This is a genomic window from Ruegeria sp. H8 (genome assembly GCF_056532905.1).
Window position 1 is genome coordinate 222,177 of record NZ_JBQFNY010000001.1, and the last position, 22,002, is coordinate 244,178.

Here is a 22,002-nt window from a genome sequence, read left to right on the forward strand (position 1 = left end):
AATAGTTCGGTTTAGTTTTTTTCGCAAGAGAGAAGCCAAGCGGTGAAAATGCGCAAAATCGGACCCTTGGCTTGGCGTTGGTGCCGGGGTATGACATGGCGCACTTATGCAAGACACACAGCCCAGGGGGCAGGAATGAGCGACACCGACAGTTTCATTGATGAAGTCACGGAAGAGGTACGCCGTGACCGGATGTATCTGCTGCTGCGCCGCTGGGGCTGGGTTGGTGTGGCGGCGGTCGCGCTGATTGTCGGCGGGGCGGCATTCAATGAATACCGCAAATCCCGCGATACGGCGCAGGCGCAGGATCTGGGTGACTCGATTCTTGCGGCCCTGTCGGAAAACGATTCTGATGCACGGGCAGCCGGTTTGCGGGAAATCGAGGCGCAGTCGCCGGGCGGGAATGCTGTTCTGAACATGCTGCTGTCTGCGTCCCAGCTTGAAGCGGGATCGCGCGAAGAGGCGGTCAACAGTCTGAACGCGGTTGCCGTGCAGGGGGATTTGCCCGAGATCTATCGTGCGATCGCAAGCTTCAAGGCGCTTTTGTTGCAAAGCGACACCTTGCCCGCCGCCGACCGTCGACAGCAGTTCGAAGCGCTGGCAGCGCCGGGTGCGCCCCTTCGACTGCTGGCCGAAGAACAACTGGCCCTGATCGACGTGTCCGAGGGCAATGTCGATGCGGCACTGGACCGCTTGCAGGCGCTGCGTCAGGACGCCGAGGTCGGTATTGATCTGCAACAGCGTGCGGCCCAGCTGATTATCGCGTTGGGCGGCGAACCCGAGCCATTGGTGGCACAACAGGGCTGACCAGGCGGGACAAAAGACTTAATGACAGGCGAGTTCGGAACACCATGGTAACAAGACTAATTTCCCGCGCGGGATTGCCGGTTGCGGCACTGGCTTTGACCGCATTGACCGCCTGTGAACCTCCCGAAGCGATTTTGCCCGGAGAACGTGAAGACATCCGTCCGGCGTCTGATCTGGAAACAGTGGAAAAAAGCGGCTCTCAGCCCATCAGCTTGCCAGCTCAGAAAGCAAATGCCAGCTGGCCGCAAAGCCCTGGTACGGCTGCTTACCGAACCACGAACGCGGCACTGCGTGCCACGCCACAGCGGGTCTGGTCCGTGTCGATCGGGCAGGGTGACTCGCGCAAGCAACGTATCACCGCCGAACCGGTGGTTGCAGGCGGGTTGATCTATACACTGGATGCGGGGGCGACGGTGTCAGCGGTCACGCCGCAGGGCCAGTTGGCCTGGGATACCGATCTGGTTCCGCCAAGCGACGGTGATGCAGACGCCACCGGTGGCGGCATGGCGTATTCGAACGGCGTTCTCTATGTGTCGTCCGGGTTCGGACGACTGACCGCATTGGATGCAAAAACGGGCGCCGTGCGTTGGCAGAAGCGATTGGATGCAACCGGAAGCGGCTCTCCGATGGTCAATGACGGGTTGTTGTACCTGGTTGCGGGGGACGAAACCGGGTGGACCATCAACACCAAGGATGGGCGTATCGCCTGGCAAATCGAAGGCACGCCCAGCGTCGGTAACGTTCTGGGCGCACCGGCACCGGTGATTGCCTCGGACCTGGCTGTGTTTGCATTCGGGTCCGGCGATGTTGCGGCCACCTTCCGCCGTGGGGGCATCCGTCGCTGGAATGCGTCGGTCGCAGGCGGGCGGCGGGGACGGGCCGCCGCGCAGATCGTTGACGTGACCGGCAGTCCGATGGTTGTCGGAAACACAATCTATATCGGCAACCATTCTGGCCGGACCGTTGCCTTTGACGCTGCCACCGGTGAACGCCGCTGGACCGCCGATGAAGGCGCGGTCGACACTGTCTGGCCCGCAGGCAACAGCATCTTCCTGATCAGTGACCGCAGTCAGCTGGCGCGCTTGAATGCGGCCGATGGCTCGGTCATCTGGGCGCAGGATCTGCCAAGCTTTGTCAAGGACAAGCGAGGCCGCCGCGGTCCGATCTTTGCACATTACGGTCCGATCCTGGCCGGAGGCCGTATTGTGATTGCATCCAATGATGGTTATCTGCGCTTCTTCAATCCGGTTAACGGGGCACTGGTTCACCAGGTCGAAGTTCCCGGAGGTGCAACTACGGCTCCGGTTGTCGCCGGGCAAACGCTGTATGTCGTTTCCTCTAAGGGGGATCTACACGCTTTCCGTTGACGGCAAGATGCGCTAAAGGGCGCTTCTTGAGTCTTGAAAGTTGAGTATCATGTCGCTGACCCTCGCCATCGTGGGGCGCCCGAATGTGGGCAAATCCACCCTGTTCAACCGCCTTGTGGGCAAACGTCTGGCCCTGGTCGACGACCAGCCCGGCGTGACGCGTGACCTGCGCGAAGGCGAAGGGCGTCTGGGCGATCTACGCTTTACAGTGATTGATACGGCGGGTCTTGAGGACGCGACGGATGACAGCCTTCAGGGGCGGATGCGCCGTCTGACGGAACGTGCCGTGGACATGGCTGATGTCTGCCTGTTCATGATCGACGCGCGCGTGGGTGTGACACCAACGGATGAAATGTTCGCAGAGATCCTGCGCAAACGGTCCAAGCACGTGATCCTTGCGGCCAACAAGGCCGAAGGCAATGCTGCGGATGCGGGTGTTCTGGAAGCTTACAATCTTGGTCTGGGTGAACCGGTCCGCTTGTCGGGCGAACACGGTGAAGGGATGACGGACCTTTATGCGCAGCTGATGCCTCTGGCAGACGCGGCAGAGGAAAAACAGGTCGAGGACGCCCCGCAAACCGACATTGAACTGGACGAAGACGGCGAGGGCGAGACGCCGCTGATCACCGCGGCCAAGCCCTTGCAGGTAGCGGTGGTGGGGCGTCCGAATGCGGGCAAATCCACCTTGATCAACAAGATCATCGGCGAAGACCGTCTGTTGACCGGGCCAGAAGCCGGGATCACGCGCGACGCAATCAGTTTGCGAATCGACTGGGCTGACCCGGACGGCCAAAGTACGCCGATGCGGATCTTTGACACCGCAGGGATGCGCAAGAAAGCAAAAGTACAGGAAAAGCTGGAAAAGCTTTCCGTGTCGGATGGTCTGCGCGCGGTAAAATTTGCCGAAGTCGTCGTTGTGTTGCTGGACGCCGCGATCCCGTTTGAACAGCAGGATCTGCGGATTGCCGATTTGGCCGAGCGCGAAGGCCGGGCTGTTGTCGTCGCCGTCAACAAGTGGGACATCGAAGACAACAAACAGGAAAAGCTGCGCGAGTTGAAAGAGTCGTTTGACCGTCTGCTGCCGCAACTGCGCGGCGCGCCGCTGATCACGGTTTCCGCCAAGACGGGCCGGGGATTGGAGCGTTTGCGCGCCGCGATCCTGCGCGCCCATGACGTCTGGAACCGCCGGGTACCGACTGCCGCCTTGAATCGCTGGCTGACCGCGATGCTGGAACAACACCCGCCGCCAGCCCCACAGGGACGCCGGATCAAACTGCGCTACATGACGCAGGCCAAGACCCGACCCCCGGGGTTTGTGGTGATGTGTTCGCATCCCGACAAAATGCCTGAAAGCTATACCCGTTATTTGGTGAACGGTTTACGGCAGGATTTCGACATGCCCGGAACACCGATCCGCCTGACGCTGCGCGGGCAGGGGGACAAGAACCCCTACAAGGGTCGGCGCAAGAAAAACGCGGGCGCATTGGCCAAGCATCTGAAGGGACGCGGGTAAGCTGAGCACCAGAATCAGGGCTTAGGTGACACAGGCAGACTGACTCAATCGTTCCCAAGGACGAATGCGCGGTTCGCTTCTGCGCCATTGGCGATACCCTCCGACGTCCCATTGCCCTGTTCAATGGCCGTCGCCAGTTCGGTCGCGGCTGAACCTGGCGCGAAGATCGTTGCAATTCGCGTTCGACCTCCGAAAAGACCTTTGGAAGCGTCGGCATAGTCATAGGTCAGGTCAAATGTCGAAACCAAACTGACCGCCTCATCATCGGGTCGTTTGTTTTGGTTGCGCGATATGGGCGGAACCAGCGTTGTCACGCGGCGCTGTACACCTGAGTTGACCTCGACAGGCAGTGCCTTAGCAGGATCAGAGCGCAAGGCGATGTTCACGCCGCTGCGTTCCCCATAGACCAAACTGCGATCCTGAATTGAGGTGCAGCCCGCGACCGCGCAACTCGTGCAGGACTGCATTGCCAGTCAAGATGGCGGCAGAGGATGAGGTGCCGAAGCCGTTAAAAGAGTACCCCGCAAGCGAGACGCAGATGAATGGCGCAAATGGCAAAATATTTCTCGATAAAGTCAATCAACAGGCCTGAAAATACTGTTTGTTTTTCTGATCGGAAGCCTCCACGCGTCAACTCAGAGGGGCATGCGAATACGGTTGAAGCGTTCCGAGACACTTCAGGGCAGTATTTCTCGGGCGCTTCCTTCTTATGAGAGGCTCGCGTTTTTCAGTGCCGGTGATCCTGACGCCAGCGCGTAACTGCGCCAATTTTCAGCGTTTTCGCTCTGGGGGCGTGACAGTCCCTGTTCTCCGCGCTAGCATTCACGTGTGTGCATCTGTCAGCACATGCATTGCCTGCACGCGGTTAAGCCGCGCCTGGATTTTAACAGATTAAAACAGGGCCATCGTGGGGAGCGGACTGGATGGATCTGAGGGAATACACAAGACACTACGCAGTTCAGGACAACAGATTGGCTGGACTGAGCTATTTTGGCACGTTTGCGGTGTATTTCGCATCGCTGTCTCTGGCGATCGTATTCGTGGATCGCTGGTACATCATGATCCCGGCCGGGATCGTCTTCGCCTTTTCGGCGGTACGCCTTTATGTGCTGCAACATGATTGCGGGCACCATTCGCTGTTTGAAACGCGAATGCAGAACGAATGGGCAGGGCATGGTCTTTCGCCATTCACCTTTGCACCGTTCGAGGTGATGAAACAGAACCACAATCTGCACCACGCGGGGATCGGAAACCTTGAGCATCGTGAGACCGGCGAAATTCACACCATGACATTGCGGGAATGGCAGGACGCGGACTGGAAAACTCGTTTGTTTTACAGGCTGTATCGAAACCCTTTCATCCTGGTGCCGGTCGGTGCGCTGTTCACATATTTCATTCGCTATCGCTGGCCCAAGAACACTGTTCGTTTCGGTGTCAAAGGCGTCTTGCTGCACAATGCCTCGATCATCGTATTTTTGGGCCTGTTGTACCTGGTGGCGGGCATGACCGGAATTCTGGTCTGGCTGGTGTTTTCTTTTCTGGGCGGAATGCTGGGTGTGTTTCTCGTGTATCTGCAACACAATTTTGAAGATACCTATTGGGATCGCCGTCCTGATCTGAACCCGCAGACTGCAGCGTTGCATGGATCTTCTGCACTGGATTTCGGATGGTGGTTCGATACTGCCGTCGCCTGCATCACGCTACATGACATCCATCATTACAACGCACGTATCCCGTCGTACCGGTTGCGGGCCTGCCACTATAACCTGCCGCCTGAATTCACGCCTCGTCGGATCAAGTTCCCTGAGGCAGTAGCGGCTTTGAACCTCAAGCTTTGGGATGAGGATGCGAAACGCCTCGTGCCATTCCCGAAAAATGACCGAACCGCTGGGTTGGCGCATAGCTGATCCATTGGCTCTGAGAAGGCAAGCGCTGAACTGGCGGACATGCATTTCCAATGTATACGCGATGAGGCAGGGCGATAGAGAAAGGACCCTTAGATGACTGCAGTGACCGACGTAAAAGGTGTGGGAGAGGCGCTGGAAAAAGCCCTTGCAGCCAATGGCTTTAAGACCGCAGAAGCGATAGCGAAGGCGTCACCGGCAGATCTGGTCAAGGTTCCTCGGGTTGGTGAGAGCCGAGCCGCCGTATTGATCGAAGCCGCAAAAGCCGCAATAGCCGCAACACCCACTGCCGGTAAACTTGGCGCGCGCAAGGCGCCGGCACGAAAGCCAGCGGCACGGAAGCCAGCAGCCGCAAAACCAGCCGCCCGAAAGGCGGCGACACGAAAAGCCGCCCCGCGCAAGACCGTGGCCGCTGTAGCGGCAGAAAAACGGGCGGAAGAAGCTGCACGCAAAGCGGCAGAGGAACAAGCGGCGGCCGAAAAAGCCGAAGCCGCCGCCAAGAAAAAGGCCAAGGCCAAGGCGAAAGCTGAAAAAGCCGCCAAGAAACGCAAAGAAATGGAAGCAGCGTTTTCCAAGGCCAAGGATAAGGTCAAAGCAAAGTCCAAGAAGGACAAAAAATCGAAAAAGGACGAAAAGAAAAAAGACGCCAAGAAGGGCAAAAAGGACGCCGAGAAGTGCAAGAAAAAAAGTGACAAGAAGAAAGATAGCAAGAAGGACAAGAAAAAGGCGAAGAAATAAATTCCTTCGCCCCGTCTTGCATTGTGAACCGGCGCCCGGTGGTGCCGGTTTCGTTTTTCAGGCCAGTGTGCCGTCCAGTTGCAGGGTCAGTTTGCCGCCCAGATAGGGGCTCAGGACTTCGGGCAGGGTCACGGTGCCGTCTGCGTTCTGGCCATTTTCCAGCACTGCAATCAGGCAACGCCCAACAGCCAAACCCGAACCGTTCAGCGTATGGACGTATTCCGGCTTGCCGCCACCTTCGGGGCGGAACCTTGCGTTCATGCGGCGGGCCTGAAAATCACCACAGGTCGAAACCGAGCTGATCTCGCGATAGGTGTCCTGACCGGGCAACCAGGCTTCGATATCATAGGTGCGGCGGGCGCCAAAGCCCATGTCACCGGTACACAGGATGACAGTGCGGTAAGGAATGCCCAGCTTTTCCAGAATGCCCTCGGCGCAGCGCAGCATGCGCTTTTGTTCTTCATCCGATTTGTCCGGATGCGTGATCGAAACCATCTCGACCTTTTCGAACTGGTGCTGCCGCAACATCCCGCGGGTGTCTTTGCCCGCGGATCCGGCCTCGGACCGGAAGCACAGGGAATGCGCGGTGTAGCGACGGGGCAGATAGCTTTCCTCGATCAAACTGTCGTTTACGATATTGGTCAGCGACACTTCGGAGGTCGGGATAAGCCACCAGCCTTCGCGGGTCTGATAGCTGTCTTCGCCAAATTTCGGCAATTGGCCGGTGCCATGCATCATCTCGGACAGAACCAGAACCGGGCCATTCACCTCGGTCAGCCCGTTTTCGGTGATATGCGTATCCAGCATGAACTGCGCCAAAGCGCGATGAATACGGGCGACGCCACCAGACAACAGCACAAATCGCGAACCCGAGAGTTTGGCCGCGGTTTCGAAATCCATGCCTTGCTGAACGGCTTCGATCTCGAAGTGTTCCTTGGGCGCAAAATCCAGTTCACGCGGTGTGCCCCAGCGGCTGATCTCGACATTGTCGTTTTCATCCACGCCATCCGGCACATCCTCGGCGGGCAGATTTGCGATCCGGATCAACTGATCCGTCAGCAGGGCATCCAGATCCTTGGCCTCGGTCTGCATACGCGCGATTTCGGCCTTTTTCTCGGCGACCAGCGCGCGCAGGCGTTCGAATTCGGCTTCGTCGCCTCGAGCTTTGGCAGCCCCGACTTCCTTGGACGCTTTGTTTTGTTCGGCTTGCGCTGTTTCGGCCGCCAGAATCTTGGCGCGGCGGCTTTCGTCCAACCTGAGCAAATCTGACGACACCGGCGCGTCCCCACGGCGCGCTAAAGCGGCGTCGAAAGCGGCAGGGTTTTCGCGAATGGCGCGGATGTCGTGCATGTCTCAGATCCTTGAATGCGTGAATCACTGAAACCGCTTATGCACCATCTGTGGGGCAGGGTGTAGCGCCGGTTACGACTTATCCGCTTCCTCGTGCGATCCATGTGCCAGATGACCATCCCATTCATCCGCCGGGATTTTTGGTTCTGGCGGATCTGCCATGTAAGATGGCGTCATGATCTGCACTTTGTTCTCGTTGAAAACGGCGACAATATTGCGATGCAGGTCCGAGCGGATTTTGGGAATGATGCTGCCGCGGGTGGTGTAACCGTTGATCTGATAATTGATGGCGTAGTCGGCCAGCGCCGTCCACAACACGAAAGGTTCAGGCTTGGCCTTGATCCCCTTGGTGCGGTTGGCCGCCTCGATCAGCATCGCTTCGACTTTTTCGGGCGGTTCTTCATATCCGATGCCAACCGTCGTGTGCAGCAGCAACCCACTGCCATCGGTCTTCTTCGAGAAATTCACGACGTCCGAATTCATCAATTGGGCGTTCGGGATCGAAATCAGCTCGTTCTTGATGGATTTCAGATGCGTCTCCATCAGTTTGATCTGAACCACGTCGCCGATATGCTCTCCGATCTGAATACGGTCGCCAATTGACGTGGAACGGCGATAGATCACGAAAAGCCCTGCCAGCATGTTGGACACGACCGAGTTGGCACCCAGCGACAGCATGGCGCCGACCAGAATGGTCAGACCCTGGAAGGCGGCCGAATCCGAACCGGGAATGTAGGGAACGGCAAAGACGAGCGCGATCAGAATCACGACAACCCGAGCGATGTTGAACGTCGGATTGACCCAGTGTTTTTCAAAATCGCCCACTTCGAACGAACCGGCTTCGACCGCATCGAAGAACACGCGCATGCCTTTGATTATGTACAAAGTGACCCATGCGATCAGGCTGAGCATAATCAGGTTTGGGATATAGCTAAGTATTCCCTTGAATATCAGCAGTACCGGTTCTGTCAGATAGGTCAGCAGCAGTTGCGCGAAATAGCGTGTTTCCGCAAAGGCCAGTAGAACGAAGGACAGGTAGTAGTAGAAGCCGAGAAAGAAGATGACCAACAGGGCAAAATTCAACCCGTATCGGATCAGGGCTGCGATTGCTTCGGCCTGAACGCTTTTGGCCGTCGCCGTTTCGACATCCTTCAGATAACGCTTTACCAGTTTCAGAGTGCGCCGCCTGATCCGCCGGTGCAGCCAAAGGATAACCAGCACGAAGACGACAAAACCTAAGGTCCATCCCGCGGCTTCAATCGCTCCGGATACCCGGGCTTGATCTGTACGGTTGGAGCGGTAGGCAAGGATGGCCTCTTCGATGGCCTGACCATGCAAGAAGCCGAGGACGTCCAGCTCCATCTGGTCCAGTTCGGCGTCCGCAACCGTTACGATCGATACGATTTCACCGTCGGCGCGAATGCGTATACCCAGGTCGGTTTCTTCAAAGGTGATGTCGACCGTGGGGCTTTCCGCGGCTTCGGCCACCTCAATGATCTTGTTCTGCACGCTTTCGGCACGTTCCGGCGCGGGCAGGGCGCTGGAGCCGCGCAGGAAGAACAACATGTCGCCGTCCACGATGACGGGCGCCTTGAAACTTTCGGTTTCTTCTGCCTCGGGTTCGGTGGCTTCGGCAGGCAATTCCTGGGCCTTCACCGATGCGGCCAGACACAAGATCAAGCTCAGCAGAGACAGCAAAAGCGTCAACGATTGGAATGGTTTGTATCTAGCTCTCATTGCCCCCCCTGATGTTCGACTATAGCCAATTTGAGATATCTGCATAGGACATATCTGCAACGATTGACCGGTTCATGTGGCACCTTTGTCAGGTTGCGGCCGATCACATGACCACCTTTGCTTGCAAACGCGCATTTCAAAGCATAGGTTCCGGCAAAATTTGCGGAACGGTGCCGCAAGATCTGAACAAAGGAATATCCCATGGAAGGTGGCGCAATCGCCCAGTTTCTCCCGCTTATCCTGATCTTTGCGATCATGTATTTCCTGCTGATCCGTCCGCAGCAGAAGAAAATGAAGGAACATCAGGCCATGGTCGATGCCGTGCGTCGGGGGGATCAGGTTGTCACCCAAGGCGGGCTGATCGGCAAAGTGTCGAAGGTCAAGGAAGGCGAAAACGAGATCGAAGTCGAGATCGCCGAAGGTGTTAAAGTGCGTGTGGTTAAATCGACCATCGCTCAGGTTCTGAACAAAACCGAACCTGCGAAATAACATCACCTTACAAATCCTTGAAAAGGCAGGGTAATGCTGCACATTGATACCTGGAAGCGGGTTCTGATCTGGCTGGTCTGCGTGACTGGCCTGATCATGGCCCTGCCAAATGCGTTTTATACACGGGTCGAGCAATCAAACGACGCCAAAGCTGCGATCGAGCTGGGCGTGGACACGCCCGAGTTGCAGGCCGAGGCGGGGCAATGGCCGAACTGGCTGCCCTCGTCACTGGTCAATCTGGGCCTTGACCTGCGCGGCGGTGCACATCTGTTGGCCGAAGTTCAGGTGCAGGACGTCTACGAATCCCGGATGGAGGCGATGTGGCCAGATATCCGTGACGCCCTGCGCGATGAGCGTTCGACCGTTGGGACGGTCCGCCGTCAGGAATCGGCCCCAGATGAGATTCGCGTGCGCATCAGCCAGCCTGAGGGCATGGCGCGGGCACTGGAGGTCGTGCGCGGTCTTGCCCGTCAAGTGCAGACCCTGACCGGTGTCGGGGCAACGGATATCGAGGCACGTGCCGAAGGCGACACGATTGTCGTTCAGTTGTCCGAGGCAGAAAAACTGGCCTCAGACGACCGCACAGTGCGTCAATCGTTGGAAATCATCCGCCGCCGGATCGACGAAGTGGGCACCCGAGAGCCGACCATTCAGCGTCAGGGGGCCGATCGTATCCTGATTCAGGTGCCTGGCATCGGCAGCGCGGGTGAGTTGAAAGAGATCATCGGCACGACGGCGCAACTGACCTTTAACCCGGTTGCCGGACGCGGCACCGATCCGGATGCCGTTGCAGGCATCGGCGAGGAAATCGTGCCGTCGATTGACGAAAGCGGTGTTTACTACACAATTGAGTCCGCTCCGGTCGTTACCGGAGAGGAACTGGTCGATGCGCAGCCCGCATTCGACCAAAACGGCCGCCCTGCGGTCAACTTCCGGTTCAACACGTCTGGTGCGCGCAAATTCGGGGATTACACCCGCGACAATATCGGAGCCCCCTTTGCCATCGTTCTGGACGACGAGGTAATTTCGGCCCCCGTGATCCAAAGTCATATTCCGGGTGGCTCGGGCATCATCACCGGCAACTTTACGGTTGAGGAAAGCACCAACCTAGCCGTCTTGCTGCGAGCGGGCGCACTGCCTGCCGGTTTGGAATTCCTCGAAGAACGTACCATCGGACCCGAGTTGGGGCAGGACAGTATCGACGCGGGTAAAGTCGCCACAATCGTGGCCTTTGTGGCAGTACTGGTTTTCATGGCGCTCAGCTATGGTCTGTTCGGGATCTTCGCCAACATCGCGCTGATCATCAATGTGGGCCTGTTGTTCGGTCTGCTGTCCATGATCGGAGCAACCCTGACCCTGCCGGGTATCGCGGGGATCGTATTGACTGTCGGTATGGCGGTGGACGCCAACGTGCTGATCTTTGAACGTATCCGCGAGGAATTGAAATCCGCCAAAGGTCCGGCGCGCGCAATCGAACTGGGCTATGAAAAGGCGCTGTCTGCCATTCTGGACGCGAACGTGACCACATTCATCACCGCCGTGATCCTGTTTGCCATGGGCAGTGGCCCTGTGCGCGGCTTTGCAATCACTCTGGGCCTCGGCATTCTGACCTCGGTCTTCACCGCGATCTTCGTGACGCGCCTGATGGTCGTGATGTGGTTCGAACGCCGCCGTCCGAAAACGATCGAGGTTTGACATGAGACTGAAACTCGTACCCCAGAACACCTCGTTCGATTTCTTCAACCGCTGGAAGGTCTGGTTGGGCATTTCCGGCCTGATGATGGTGATTGCCTTCACCTCGTTCATGCTGCAAGGGCTGAATTTCGGTATTGATTTCCGGGGTGGCACGACGATCCGGACGCAAAGCGCGGTCGAGATCGATGTGGGCACATACCGAGATGCCATCGCCCCGCTGGAACTGGGCGATGTGACCATCACCGAGATTTTCGATCCAACCTTTGCGGATGACGAAAACGTTGCGATGATCCGCATCCAGGCGCAGGAAGATGCCGAGGCTGTCGAAGCAGCGACCATCACCGCCGTGGAAGAAGCGTTGCAGCAGGTTGTTCCCGACATTCAGTTCGTGTCAGTGGAATCCGTGGGGCCCAAGGTCTCGGGCGAGTTGATCCAGACCGCCGTCATCGCGGTGGCTTTGGCGATTGGCGCGGTGCTTGTCTATATCTGGCTTCGGTTCGAATGGCAGTTCGCGCTGGGGGCCGTGGCGGCGCTGGTTCACGATGTGATCCTGACCATCGGTATCTTCTCGGAACTGCAAATCCGCTTTGATCTGGCCATTATCGCGGCCCTTCTGACCATCGTCGGTTATTCGCTGAACGATACCGTAGTCGTTTTCGACCGAGTTCGAGAGAATCTGCGGAAGTACAAAAAGAAAGACCTCAAAGAGGTGCTGAACATTTCGATCAACGAGACGCTCAGCCGGACGGTGATGACCTCGGTCACCACGTTGCTGGCGTTGATCTCACTTTATGTTCTGGGTGGCGATGTGATCCGCGGATTTGTATTCGCGATGATCTGGGGCGTGATCGTGGGCACCTATTCATCGGTCTTCGTCGCCTCGACCATCCTGTTGTGGCTGGGGGTCAAGCGCGACTGGTCCAAGCCGTCGAACACGGCGGGCAACCAGTTTGCCAATATTGATGCCTGAGGCGTTGCAACAGGCCTTGTCCCTGCCGGGGCTGGGTTGGTTGGTTCTTACCATCGGAGCCGCGGGACTTGTCCGCGGCTTCACTGGTTTTGGCACCGCGATGATCTTTGTTCCGGTGGCCACTCAATTTCTGCCGATTGCAGATGTCGTCTTTCTGATGGCAGCCACCGGGATCGTATCGACCTTTGCGCTGGCGCCGCAGGCATGGCGTGAATGCGACAAGACTGAAATCAGCACTTTGGGCGTTGCAGCGGCATTAACCGTGCCGCTTGGCCTTTGGTTCATGGCACAGGCCGACACGGTCGTTCTGCGCTGGATTGCCTGCGGTATCACCGGCGTGACCCTGTTGGCGATCGTCACTGGTTGGCGCTGGCAGGGGCGGCTGGGTGTGCCGGGACGGCTGGCCATCGGAGGCAGCGCAGGCGTGATCGGCGGCATGACCGGACTGACCGGCCCGGTCGTTATCGTATTCTATCTGGCCAGCTCTTCAGACGTACGCAAGATTCGTGCCAACACGATCATCTTTCTGGCTTTGCTGGACGTGGCCATCGTCTTCAGCATCCTGATCGGAGGCGCTGCGGATCTGTCGATCCTTTGGATTGTCCTGCTGCTGGGCTTGCCCTATCTGACCACGACACTGATCGGCAAGGCTCTGTTCGATCCAAAGCTCGAACGGATCTATCGCGCTGCGGCTTATTCGGTCATTCTGATAGCAGTCGTGTCCGGCTTGCCGATCCTGGATTGAAGGAGGGAAGAAATGCGCCTGAACAAAGTTACGTTTTCAGATGCCAAACCGGTTGATGGCTATGGCCCCGGTTTTTTTCGCATTGGCGGTGATGTGTTCGAAGGCGCCGTTCTGACGGGCCCCGCAGGACCTGCCACCTGGGGCGGTTATGAAGATGCGCAGCCACTTCTGGAGCTGGCCGATGGAATTGACGTTCTGCTTGTCGGTACGGGCAAAGACATGGCCCACATTCCCCAGTCTTTGCGCACCCGGCTGGAGAGTGCCGGTGTCGGCGTCGAAATCATGAATTCTCCGGCTGCGTGCCGCACCTACAATGTCTTGCTCTCTGAAGGTCGTCGAATAGCGCTTGCTCTGATCCCGGTCTGACGGGATCCCTTCATCTGGCTGAAAATATCCCGGGGTGTGTGAGGGGCTGGCCCCTCACTCGGACCTCTCTGCTCAGAGCTCCCACAACCGAACTGCGGCAAATCCCACCTTTTGCCTCTGATGACATTCCGATAAGCGGGTCTCATGACTCTGATTGTAACCGACCTGTCGATCACCCGTGGTGGCATTCCCGTCCTGGAGCATCTCAGCTTTCAGCTGCCTCCTGGCAAAGCGCTGATTCTGCGTGGGCCGAACGGGATCGGTAAAACGACCCTTCTTCGCACATTGGCCGGGTTGCAGCCGCCGCTGACGGGTCAGATCCAGGGCGCGGAAGACCAGATTGCATATGCGTCCCATTCGGACGGGCTGAAACCGACGCTGACTGTATCCGAAAACCTGACTTTCTGGGCTTCTGTCTTTGGCACCAACGGCATCCAGACGGCGCTGGACGCGTTCCAGTTGAACGAGCTGTCGGATCGCCATGCAGGGAACCTGTCGGCCGGTCAGAAACGGCGGCTGGGGCTGGCACGAATGCTGGTCACCGGGCGGCCGATCTGGATGCTGGACGAACCGACCGTTTCGCTGGACAGAAATGCGGTGCAAATGTTCGCCGATGCAGTCCGCGCGCATCTGGGGCAGGGCGGGTCAGCCCTGATCGCGACCCATATCGACCTTGGTCTGGATGGCGAGGTTCTGGACGTCGGCCCGAACAAGGCCAAACCCAAACCCATTGACGATTTCGACGGAGGCTTCCTGTGATCGCCCTTCTGCTGCGCGACCTGAAACTGGCCTTCCGTGCGGGCGGCGGGTTTGGTTTGGGATTGGCCTTTTTCCTGATCGTGACTGTGATGGTGCCATTTGCAGTGGGGCCACAATCGTCACTGCTGTCCACAATCGCGCCCGGTGTGCTCTGGCTGGGGGCGTTGCTGGCTTGCCTGCTGTCTCTTGACCGTCTTCTGGCGCTGGACTGGGAGGACGGATCGCTGGACCTGCTGGCCACGGCGCCGCTGCCACTGGAATCAGTCGTGACCATCAAGGCGCTGGCCCACTGGCTGACCACAGGCCTGCCTTTGGTTCTGGCCGCACCTTTTCTGGGGGTCTTGCTGAACCTGCCTGCGCAGGGGTTCTTCTGGCTTGTCATCTCGCTGCTGATCGGCACCCCGGCCATGAGCGTGATCGGAACGTTCGGGGCTGCTCTGACCGTCGGTCTCAAGCGCGGCGGGTTGCTGTTGTCGCTCTTGGTGCTGCCGCTTTACGTCCCCACCCTGATTTTCGGGGCCGAGGTCGCCCGGCGTGGGGCAACGGGGATGGACGTGCAGACGCCGTTGTTGATGCTGGCGGGGATCACGGCGGCCACCATCGCGTTGTTGCCCTTCGCCAGCGCGGCTGTGTTGCGTATCAATCTGCGGTGAACCGTCCCAACTTTGACTGATGTCAATTGAGAAAACCCCCAACTCGGACTAGATAGGGCCCATGTCGATAGCAGCCAAAGCCAATGCCCTCTGGGAATACGCCAACCCGCGCAAGTTTCTTGCGACCAGTGAACGTGTCCTGCCGTTTTTCTGGATCGTCTCGATCTTCTGCATCGTCGTCGGGCTGGTCTGGGGGTTCTTCTTCACACCGGACGACTACAAACAAGGGTCGACGGTCAAGATCATCTATCTGCACGTCCCGGCGGCCCTGATGGCGATCAATTGCTGGCTGATGATGTTGGCAACGTCTCTGGTCTGGCTGGTGCGGCGTCATCATGTCAGCGCGCTGGCGGCACGGGCGGCTGCGCCGATCGGAATCGTGATGACCCTGATTGCGTTGCTGACCGGGGCGATCTGGGGACAGCCCATGTGGGGCACCTGGTGGGCGTGGGATCCGCGTCTGACGTCATTTCTGATCCTGTTCCTGTTCTATCTTGGCTATGTCGCGTTGTGGGAAGCCATCGAGGATCCGGACACTGCGGCGGACCTGACTTCGGTTCTGTGTCTGGTCGGATCCGTGTTTGCGCTGCTCAGCCGATATGCGGTCAACTTCTGGAACCAGGGCCTGCATCAGGGCGCATCAGTCATGCGCGCGGCAGCCGTGACCGGGGCCGATACGGAAGAAAAAGTCAGCAATATCTACTTCTATCCGCTGTTGCTGTGCATCATCGGATTTGTGCTGCTGTTCATCGCTTTGGTGCTGTACCGCACCGGAACTGAAATCCGCGCGCGGCGCATCAAGGCGTTGCAGGCGCGGGAAAGGGTAGGCGGATGATCCCCGATCTTGGAAAATATGCTGACGCGGTTTTGTCGTCTTATGCCGTGTCCATCGTGCTGCTGGTGGCATTGATCGTGTTCAGCGTGATGCGAGGGCGCAAGGTACGCACTGAAATGGAAAAGATCGAACAAAGGATTTCGCGAAATGGCTAAGATATCGCCCCTGATGATCGCGCCGCCTTTGATTTTTGGCGCGTTCGCCGTGTTGGCCGGGATCGGTATGTTCCGTGAAGACCCCAACGCGTTGCCCTCTGCCCGCGAAGGTCAACCGGCTCCGCCCGTGGTTCTGAGCGAGTTCCCGGAAAAGAAGCTGTTTGATGATGCCACGCTGCGGGATGGAGAGGTCAAGCTGGTCAACTACTGGGCCAGCTGGTGCGCGCCATGCCGTGCCGAGCATCCCAATCTGGAGGCTCTGGCCGCCGAAGGCATCCCGGTCTATGGCATCAACTACAAAGACCAGCTGGACAACGCCCAAGCCTTTTTGACCGAGCTTGGCGATCCCTACGCCGCGATTGGACGTGATGAGAAGGGTCGCATGGCATTGGATTGGGGCCTTTACGGCGTTCCCGAAACCTATGTGGTTGATGGCGACGGCACGATCATTCTGCGCTTTGCCGGCCCGATCACGCAGCGTGTGATTGAAAACACTCTGCGTCCGGCGTTGGAAAAGGCTGCGGGCGGTTGAGCAATTTGGAAAACGAGGTTTAAGCCACGTTACAAGCGATAGCCTCCGGTCACGCCCAGAACCTCTCCGGTTACGAATCCCGCCGCGTCCGAGGTCAGAAACCGAACGACCCTGGCGATGTCTTCCGGAGTTCCGATCCGGCCCAGCGCCGTTTCCTTGACGAATAGCGATGTCAGATCGTCAGGACGGGGGTCTTCGGGGATGTTGATGGCACCCGGCGCAACCGCGTTGACGCGGATTCCGTCCGGGCCAAGTTCTTTCGCCATGGCGCGCGTCCAGAGGTTCAGCGCGGCCTTGCTTGCCCCATAGGTCGCGGCGTCGCGCGGCGGCAGTGTTGCGTTCATCGATGAGATGCTGACGATCGAAGCGCCGCGTTTCAGATGCGGTAATGCCGCGGCAAGCAAGGCGGCGGGGGCCAGCACGTTGAGGTCAAGAATGGCGCGATGGTCCGCGGACTGAAACTCTTGTTTCGGAGTGGAGCGAACAAGACCGGCGTTGTTCACGATCACGTCCAGTCGTCCGAAGTGATCGATGACCTTTTCGACCACCCGGGTGGGTTGGTTGTCTTTTGTAAGGTCCGATTGAATCGCCAGAACGTCGCCTTTCAGCAATTCTGAATCGGGGTGGCTGGCCAACCAGGTGAAGGCGACATGGTGATCACCGCGCAGGTCTTCGACTATTGCCCGCCCAATTCCACGTGCGCCACCGGTTATCAGTGCAACTTTTTCCATGAACTCAGATGACCGGCAAAGCGCCCAGGATTCAACGTTGATTTTTTGCGCTGCCGGAATGCTGTCACTTGCGCAGTAATATCCAGAGCATTGCCGCGATGAACGCGAAGGTGACAAGGTTCATCAATGTGTCCGTGAGATCACCGATCAGCATTGTGTTGCCCCTCCTCTCTGAGCCCGCGGAACAGGCAAACCATCAGCAGGACCGAAATGAAGACAAAGGGCAAAGCGCCAAGCGAGATGAGGATCTTAACCGAGTCGACGGATCCCGAAAGGATCATTGCAACGCTCAGCAATCCCAGCAATCCCCCCCAGATCAGACGCACACGCGGCGGGGGGTTCTCGTCCCCGCCCGTCGAGAAGGTGCCCAGAACAAAGGCTGCGCTTACGACGCTGGTCACGATGAACAGAAAGGCGGCCAGCACCGTTGCAAGCGTGGTGATTACGGAAAGTGGAAGTCGGTCGAGCAGGGCGAAGGTTACGCGTTCGATGTTTGTCTGCGTATAGGCCAGCAGTTCGCCCGCACCATTGAGTGCCTCGAACAGGCCAATGCCACCAAAGGCACCGAACCAGAGGATTGAAAACAGCGTGGGGGCGAACAGGACGCCGATCACGAATTCCCGTATCGTGCGACCGCGAGAGATGCGGGCGACAAAGACGCCCACGAACGGGCCCCAGGCAATCCACCAGACCATGTAGGTCAGGGTCCAGTCGCTGAACCATCTGGTGACGTCATCGCTGAAGAACGTAAAGGTCTGAAATCCCCTGGGAATGACATTGGTGACATAGTCTCCGAACCCCTGAACGATGGTATTCAGAAGGTATTCGGTGGGGCCAAGGACCACCGTGTAGGCAACAAGGCCGATTGCGATCAGCATGGCGGCATTGGACAGGCGCGCCATGCCCTGGCCCAGATCGATCATGAGTGCCGGGATATACGCAGCAACCATTGCCAGAAACACGACACCAATCAAAAGGGCGCCGACCGTTTCCCGACCGCCCAGCACTGCGATGCCGTCTGCCACCTGAAACACGCCCATGGCCATGGAGCCACCGACACCAATGGCAATGGCGATGATCGCCATGAAGTCCGAAAGCCACCCGACACGTTCAGCCCAGCGTTCGCCGGGAAACAGGTTTTTGATCGGCGCACTGACCATCATCCCGGTACCGCGCCGGAAGCTGAAATAGGCAATAGTCAGCGCGGTGGAGCCATAAATCGCCCAGGCATGCAGCCCCCAATGGAAATTTGTCGCCAGCATGGCCTGCTGCGCCGCGATGAAATCTGGTGCCATGCCGGAGATGAAGTTGAAATGGGTCAGCGGTTCCGCCACAGCCCAAAACAGCAGGCCGACGCCCATACCGGCGGAGAACAACATTGAAATCCATGTGGCGGTGGAAAACTCTGGCTCCTCGTCATCCCGGCCGAGGCGAATGTTTCCATAGGGTGAAAATGCCAGAAACAGGCATCCGATCAACATGCCCGAAGCGGCGAGCATCACGAACCAGCCGCGGCTGTGGAAGGTCTGCTGGACGATTCCGCTTGCCCAGGTCACCAGGCTTTGAATGTCCACGACACCCCATATCCCGACCACGGCAATTACGCTGAGCGAACATACCAGCAGGGCGTTGGGTTTCTTCATGGCGAATGGTTTTCCGTTGATGACCTTGCCCAACAGTTTCAGGTTTTCGAATAAATGACCAGAATACAAAAAACCCCCGGCGGGTGGCCGGGGGTTTGAATTGCACGCTTTGCTATCGGTTATGATGCCTTCGCAAGATTGCGCAGGACGTAATGCAACACGCCACCGTTTTCGATGTATTCAATCTCGGGGGCGGTATCGATGCGGCATTTCAGGGTGATGGTCTTTTCGGTTCCATCTCCATAAACGATCGTGCAGGGGACTTCCTGAAGCGGCTCGATCGTATCCAGCCCGTGAATCGAAACGGTTTCATCCCCTTTCAGCCCCAGGGTTTTGCGGGTGTCGCCACCTGTAAACTCGAACGGAATGACCCCCATGCCAACAAGGTTCGAACGGTGGATACGCTCAAAGCTTTCGGCGATTACGGCCTTGACGCCCAGCAGCGCCGTGCCCTTGGCCGCCCAGTCGCGGCTTGAGCCTGCGCCATATTGCTCGCCACCGAATACCACCAGCGGGGTGCCGTTCGCCTGATAGGCCATCGAGGCGTCATAAATTGACGTCTGTTCACCGTCCGGGCCTTTGGTGTAACCGCCTTCGACGCCGTCCAGCATTTCGTTCTTGATGCGGATGTTGGCGAAAGTGCCGCGCATCATCACCTCGTGGTTGCCGCGGCGTGAACCATATGAATTGAATTCACGCGGCTGAACCTGACGTTCGATCAGGTACTGGCCTGCGGGCGAGGTCGTCGCGAATGACCCCGCGGGCGAGATGTGGTCGGTCGTGACCATGTCACCCAGAATGGCCAGAACCTTGGCGCCTTCGATGTTGGAAATCGTGCCCGGTTCGGGGCCCATGCCCTGGAAATAGGGCGGGTTCTGGATATAGGTCGATGTCGGCGGCCAGTCATAGGTTTCCGCATCGGTGGTTTCGACCGACTGCCATTTCTCGTCCCCTTTGAAGACGTCGGCGTATTTCGATTGGAACGCTTCGCGCGTGACGGTCTGTTCGACCAGTTCCGCGACCTCCTGCTGCGTCGGCCAGAGGTCTTTCATATAGACGTCGTTGCCGTCCTTGTCCTGACCGATCGGTTCGGACGTCAGGTCGATGTCCATGGTGCCCGCCAGGGCGTACACGACGACCAGAGGCGGTGAAGCCAGATAGTTTGCGCGCACGTCAGGCGAGATGCGGCCTTCGAAGTTGCGGTTGCCGGACAAGACCGAAGTGGCGACCAGATCGCCTTCCGCAATGGCCTCCGAGATTTCTTTCTGGATCGGCCCCGAGTTGCCGATACATGTGGTGCAGCCGTATCCGACAAGGTTGAAGCCGATCTTGTCCAGATCCTCTTGAAGGCCTGCGGCCTCGAGGTAAGCGGACACAACCTGCGACCCCGGTGCCAGTGAGGTTTTGACCCAAGGCTTGCGATCCAGCCCCAGCGCGGCTGCCTTGCGCGCCACGAGGCCCGCTCCGATCATCACGTAAGGGTTCGACGTGTTGGTGCAGGACGTGATCGAGGCGATCACGACCTTACCCGATTCCATGCCATAGTTTTCGCCTTTGACCTCGACCTGTTTGCCCATCGGGCGCTTGAAGGTCTCGGCCATTTCCTTGGCGAAAGCGGCCTTGGCGTCAGTCAGCGCAACATAATCCTGCGGGCGTTTGGGCCCCGAGATTGCTGGAACAATCGTGCCCATATCCAGCGACAGGGTATCGGTGTAGATCGGCGCATAGTTTTCATCGCGCCAGAAACCGTTTTCCTTGGCGTAGGCTTCAACCAGCGCGATGCGATCCTCGTCGCGGCCGGTGTTGCGCATGTAGCGCAGCGTTTCGCCGTCAATCGGGAAAAAGCCGCATGTCGCGCCGTATTCCGGGGCCATGTTGGCTATGGTCGCACGGTCGGCCAGCGGCAGACGATCCAGGCCTTCGCCGTAGAATTCGACGAACTTGCCGACAACGCCTTTTTCCCGCAGCATTTCCACGACCTTCAGAACCAGGTCGGTGCCGGTGGTGCCTTCGACCAGATCACCGGTCAGCTCAAAGCCCACGACCTCGGGGATCAGCATCGAAATCGGCTGACCCAGCATCGCGGCCTCGGCCTCGATCCCGCCGACACCCCAGCCCAGCACGGCCATGCCGTTGACCATGGTGGTGTGGCTGTCGGTGCCGACCAGCGTGTCGGGATAGGCGACTTCTTCACCGTTCTGATCGGTGTCGGTCCAGACGGTCTGGGCCAGATATTCAAGGTTCACCTGGTGGCAGATACCTGTGCCGGGGGGAACAACGCGGAAGTTGTTGAATGCACCCTGACCCCATTTCAGGAACTGGTACCGTTCCATGTTGCGTTCATATTCACGGTCCACATTCATCTGGAACGCACGCGGGTTGCCGAACTCGTCGATCATGACCGAATGGTCGATGACCAGATCGACCGGGTTCAGCGGGTTGATCTTTTGCGCGTCGCCGCCCAACGCCTTGATGCCATCACGCATCGCAGCCAGATCCACAACGGCAGGAACGCCGGTGAAATCCTGCATCAGTACGCGGGCAGGGCGATAGGCGATTTCACGAGGGTTTTTGCCACCGTTGGCCCCCCATTCGGCAAAGGCCTTGATGTCATCGACCGAGACCGAGAACCCGGCATCCTCGAACCGCAACATGTTTTCCAGCACCACCTTGAGTGCGGCAGGCAGTTTCGAGAAATCGCCCAGACCGGCCTCTTGCGCGGCGGGGATCGAATAATAGGAAATGGATTTACCATTCACGCTCAGGCTGCGGCGCGTTTTGGCGGTATCCTGTCCGACTTTGATGGGCATCTGTGGCCTCCCTCTCAAATGACTTGGATATTAGGATTTGCTGAGTGTTATCTGCATCACCAAGCCCCCGTGTTCAAGGCTGAACACGCAATGAGAGGCAATTTTGTATACTATTGTACACTTTTCGCGGAGGGAATGTATCAAAGCCTCAAGAAACCTTGATTGGCTGTTGAGTGTCAAAGCAGCTATCCCTGAGATCCAAC

The 22,002-nt window shown here is 58.1% G+C and carries 21 protein-coding genes and 1 pseudogene; 16 read left to right on the forward strand and 6 right to left on the reverse strand.

Annotated features, from left to right (window positions below; translation table 11 throughout):
- Positions 1 to 135 precede the first annotated feature (135 nt).
- Genes ACR0A2_RS00975 through der form a run of 3 tightly spaced genes read left to right on the forward strand, consistent with a single transcriptional unit; the run spans position 136 to position 3,687 of the window.
- Complete coding sequence (locus ACR0A2_RS00975) at positions 136 to 807, forward strand: hypothetical protein (RefSeq protein ID WP_480833793.1); 672 nt, start codon at positions 136 to 138, stop codon at positions 805 to 807.
- Between the two features lie 44 nt (positions 808 to 851).
- Positions 852 to 2,174 (forward strand): PQQ-like beta-propeller repeat protein, encoded by a 1,323-nt coding sequence (locus tag ACR0A2_RS00980; RefSeq protein ID WP_480445503.1) that lies wholly within the window; start codon positions 852 to 854, stop codon positions 2,172 to 2,174.
- 49 nt (positions 2,175 to 2,223) lie between these two features.
- Positions 2,224 to 3,687 (forward strand): ribosome biogenesis GTPase Der, encoded by a 1,464-nt coding sequence (der, locus tag ACR0A2_RS00985; protein ID WP_152458374.1) that lies wholly within the window; start codon positions 2,224 to 2,226, stop codon positions 3,685 to 3,687.
- Positions 3,688 to 3,731: 44 nt separating this feature from the next.
- Here der and ACR0A2_RS00990 read toward each other — a convergent pair whose 3' ends face one another.
- On the reverse strand, positions 3,732 to 4,154 hold the full coding sequence (locus ACR0A2_RS00990; RefSeq protein ID WP_480833795.1) for a hypothetical protein: 423 nt from the start codon (positions 4,152 to 4,154) through the stop codon (positions 3,732 to 3,734).
- A gap of 456 nt (positions 4,155 to 4,610) precedes the next feature.
- Between ACR0A2_RS00990 and ACR0A2_RS00995 the strand changes: the two genes are divergently transcribed.
- From ACR0A2_RS00995 to ACR0A2_RS01005, 3 genes and pseudogenes are all read left to right on the forward strand, one after another.
- Positions 4,611 to 5,594, forward strand: a complete 984-nt coding sequence (locus tag ACR0A2_RS00995; RefSeq protein ID WP_171665360.1) for a fatty acid desaturase — start codon at positions 4,611 to 4,613, stop codon at positions 5,592 to 5,594.
- Positions 5,595 to 5,687: 93 nt separating this feature from the next.
- Positions 5,688 to 5,843: pseudogene (locus ACR0A2_RS01000) on the forward strand (helix-hairpin-helix domain-containing protein); the annotation flags it as partial.
- Positions 5,844 to 5,996: 153 nt separating this feature from the next.
- A complete protein-coding gene (locus ACR0A2_RS01005) occupies positions 5,997 to 6,329 on the forward strand; it encodes a hypothetical protein (protein WP_480834482.1) in 333 nt (110 codons plus the stop codon).
- A 57-nt stretch (positions 6,330 to 6,386) separates the two neighbouring features.
- On the opposite strand, the gene serS is transcribed toward ACR0A2_RS01005, so the two are convergent.
- On the reverse strand, positions 6,387 to 7,679 hold the full coding sequence (gene serS / locus ACR0A2_RS01010) for a serine--tRNA ligase (protein WP_152458370.1): 1,293 nt from the start codon (positions 7,677 to 7,679) through the stop codon (positions 6,387 to 6,389).
- 72 nt (positions 7,680 to 7,751) lie between these two features.
- Entirely contained in the window at positions 7,752 to 9,416 is a 1,665-nt protein-coding gene (locus ACR0A2_RS01015; protein WP_480833796.1) for a mechanosensitive ion channel family protein, read from the reverse strand.
- 201 nt (positions 9,417 to 9,617) lie between these two features.
- Here ACR0A2_RS01015 and yajC point away from each other — a divergent pair, with 201 nt between their 5' ends.
- From yajC to ACR0A2_RS01065, 10 genes are all read left to right on the forward strand, one after another.
- Positions 9,618 to 9,905: a preprotein translocase subunit YajC gene (gene yajC, locus ACR0A2_RS01020; RefSeq protein WP_152458368.1), complete on the forward strand. Its 288-nt coding sequence runs from the start codon at positions 9,618 to 9,620 to the stop codon at positions 9,903 to 9,905.
- A gap of 33 nt (positions 9,906 to 9,938) precedes the next feature.
- A complete protein-coding gene (gene secD, locus ACR0A2_RS01025) occupies positions 9,939 to 11,600 on the forward strand; it encodes a protein translocase subunit SecD (RefSeq protein ID WP_171167563.1) in 1,662 nt (553 codons plus the stop codon).
- 1 nt (position 11,601) lies between these two features.
- A complete protein-coding gene (secF, locus tag ACR0A2_RS01030; protein WP_480833797.1) occupies positions 11,602 to 12,570 on the forward strand; it encodes a protein translocase subunit SecF in 969 nt (322 codons plus the stop codon).
- On the forward strand, positions 12,563 to 13,315 hold the full coding sequence (locus ACR0A2_RS01035) for a sulfite exporter TauE/SafE family protein (RefSeq protein WP_480833798.1): 753 nt from the start codon (positions 12,563 to 12,565) through the stop codon (positions 13,313 to 13,315). Before secF ends, ACR0A2_RS01035 begins: the two co-directional genes overlap by 8 nt.
- Positions 13,316 to 13,327: 12 nt before the next feature.
- The gene (locus ACR0A2_RS01040; protein WP_480618161.1) at positions 13,328 to 13,681 is read left to right on the forward strand and encodes an Mth938-like domain-containing protein; all 354 of its coding nucleotides are present in this window, start codon (positions 13,328 to 13,330) and stop codon (positions 13,679 to 13,681) included.
- A gap of 144 nt (positions 13,682 to 13,825) precedes the next feature.
- Entirely contained in the window at positions 13,826 to 14,440 is a 615-nt protein-coding gene (gene ccmA, locus ACR0A2_RS01045; protein ID WP_480833800.1) for a heme ABC exporter ATP-binding protein CcmA, read from the forward strand.
- Complete coding sequence (ccmB, locus tag ACR0A2_RS01050; protein ID WP_152458362.1) at positions 14,437 to 15,093, forward strand: heme exporter protein CcmB; 657 nt, start codon at positions 14,437 to 14,439, stop codon at positions 15,091 to 15,093. The genes ccmA and ccmB overlap by 4 nt, the downstream gene beginning before the upstream one ends.
- A gap of 61 nt (positions 15,094 to 15,154) precedes the next feature.
- Positions 15,155 to 15,928, forward strand: a complete 774-nt coding sequence (locus tag ACR0A2_RS01055; RefSeq protein WP_152458361.1) for a heme ABC transporter permease — start codon at positions 15,155 to 15,157, stop codon at positions 15,926 to 15,928.
- Complete coding sequence (gene ccmD, locus ACR0A2_RS01060; protein ID WP_171115312.1) at positions 15,925 to 16,083, forward strand: heme exporter protein CcmD; 159 nt, start codon at positions 15,925 to 15,927, stop codon at positions 16,081 to 16,083. Before ACR0A2_RS01055 ends, ccmD begins: the two co-directional genes overlap by 4 nt.
- Positions 16,076 to 16,615 carry a DsbE family thiol:disulfide interchange protein gene (locus tag ACR0A2_RS01065; RefSeq protein ID WP_171231406.1) on the forward strand — a complete coding sequence of 180 codons (540 nt, stop codon included), beginning with the start codon at positions 16,076 to 16,078 and terminating at the stop codon, positions 16,613 to 16,615. The genes ccmD and ACR0A2_RS01065 overlap by 8 nt, the downstream gene beginning before the upstream one ends.
- 29 nt (positions 16,616 to 16,644) lie before the next feature.
- Here the strand turns inward: ACR0A2_RS01065 and ACR0A2_RS01070 are convergent, their stop codons facing one another.
- The 3 genes from ACR0A2_RS01070 to acnA all read right to left on the reverse strand — a co-directional run bounded on the left by ACR0A2_RS01070 (position 16,645) and on the right by acnA (position 21,799).
- Positions 16,645 to 17,346, reverse strand: coding sequence for an SDR family NAD(P)-dependent oxidoreductase (locus ACR0A2_RS01070; protein ID WP_480833801.1), 702 nt, complete (start codon positions 17,344 to 17,346; stop codon positions 16,645 to 16,647).
- A gap of 140 nt (positions 17,347 to 17,486) precedes the next feature.
- Complete coding sequence (locus tag ACR0A2_RS01075; protein ID WP_480833802.1) at positions 17,487 to 18,989, reverse strand: BCCT family transporter; 1,503 nt, start codon at positions 18,987 to 18,989, stop codon at positions 17,487 to 17,489.
- Positions 18,990 to 19,108: 119 nt separating this feature from the next.
- On the reverse strand, positions 19,109 to 21,799 hold the full coding sequence (gene acnA, locus ACR0A2_RS01080; protein WP_171725548.1) for an aconitate hydratase AcnA: 2,691 nt from the start codon (positions 21,797 to 21,799) through the stop codon (positions 19,109 to 19,111).
- Between the last annotated feature and the right edge of the window lie 203 nt (positions 21,800 to 22,002).

Excerpts from the sequence above, each read along its gene's own strand:
- ccmA (WP_480833800.1), top strand. The coding sequence starts at position 13,826 with ATGACTCTGATTGTAACCGACCTGTCGATCACCCGTGGTGGCATTCCC.
- ACR0A2_RS01070 (WP_480833801.1), bottom strand. The coding sequence starts at position 17,346 with ATGGAAAAAGTTGCACTGATAACCGGTGGCGCACGTGGAATTGGGCGG.
- serS (WP_152458370.1), bottom strand. The coding sequence starts at position 7,679 with ATGCACGACATCCGCGCCATTCGCGAAAACCCTGCCGCTTTCGACGCC.
- ACR0A2_RS00980 (WP_480445503.1), top strand. The coding sequence starts at position 852 with ATGGTAACAAGACTAATTTCCCGCGCGGGATTGCCGGTTGCGGCACTG.
- ACR0A2_RS01055 (WP_152458361.1), top strand. The coding sequence starts at position 15,155 with ATGTCGATAGCAGCCAAAGCCAATGCCCTCTGGGAATACGCCAACCCG.
- ACR0A2_RS01035 (WP_480833798.1), top strand. The coding sequence starts at position 12,563 with ATGCCTGAGGCGTTGCAACAGGCCTTGTCCCTGCCGGGGCTGGGTTGG.
- secD (WP_171167563.1), top strand. The coding sequence starts at position 9,939 with ATGCTGCACATTGATACCTGGAAGCGGGTTCTGATCTGGCTGGTCTGC.
- ACR0A2_RS00990 (WP_480833795.1), bottom strand. The coding sequence starts at position 4,154 with ATGCAGTCCTGCACGAGTTGCGCGGTCGCGGGCTGCACCTCAATTCAG.
- yajC (WP_152458368.1), top strand. The coding sequence starts at position 9,618 with ATGGAAGGTGGCGCAATCGCCCAGTTTCTCCCGCTTATCCTGATCTTT.
- ccmD (WP_171115312.1), top strand. The coding sequence starts at position 15,925 with ATGATCCCCGATCTTGGAAAATATGCTGACGCGGTTTTGTCGTCTTAT.
- ACR0A2_RS00995 (WP_171665360.1), top strand. The coding sequence starts at position 4,611 with ATGGATCTGAGGGAATACACAAGACACTACGCAGTTCAGGACAACAGA.
- secF (WP_480833797.1), top strand. The coding sequence starts at position 11,602 with ATGAGACTGAAACTCGTACCCCAGAACACCTCGTTCGATTTCTTCAAC.
- ACR0A2_RS01040 (WP_480618161.1), top strand. The coding sequence starts at position 13,328 with ATGCGCCTGAACAAAGTTACGTTTTCAGATGCCAAACCGGTTGATGGC.
- der (WP_152458374.1), top strand. The coding sequence starts at position 2,224 with ATGTCGCTGACCCTCGCCATCGTGGGGCGCCCGAATGTGGGCAAATCC.
- ACR0A2_RS01075 (WP_480833802.1), bottom strand. The coding sequence starts at position 18,989 with ATGAAGAAACCCAACGCCCTGCTGGTATGTTCGCTCAGCGTAATTGCC.
- acnA (WP_171725548.1), bottom strand. The coding sequence starts at position 21,799 with ATGCCCATCAAAGTCGGACAGGATACCGCCAAAACGCGCCGCAGCCTG.
- ACR0A2_RS01015 (WP_480833796.1), bottom strand. The coding sequence starts at position 9,416 with ATGAGAGCTAGATACAAACCATTCCAATCGTTGACGCTTTTGCTGTCT.
- ACR0A2_RS01065 (WP_171231406.1), top strand. The coding sequence starts at position 16,076 with ATGGCTAAGATATCGCCCCTGATGATCGCGCCGCCTTTGATTTTTGGC.
- ACR0A2_RS00975 (WP_480833793.1), top strand. The coding sequence starts at position 136 with ATGAGCGACACCGACAGTTTCATTGATGAAGTCACGGAAGAGGTACGC.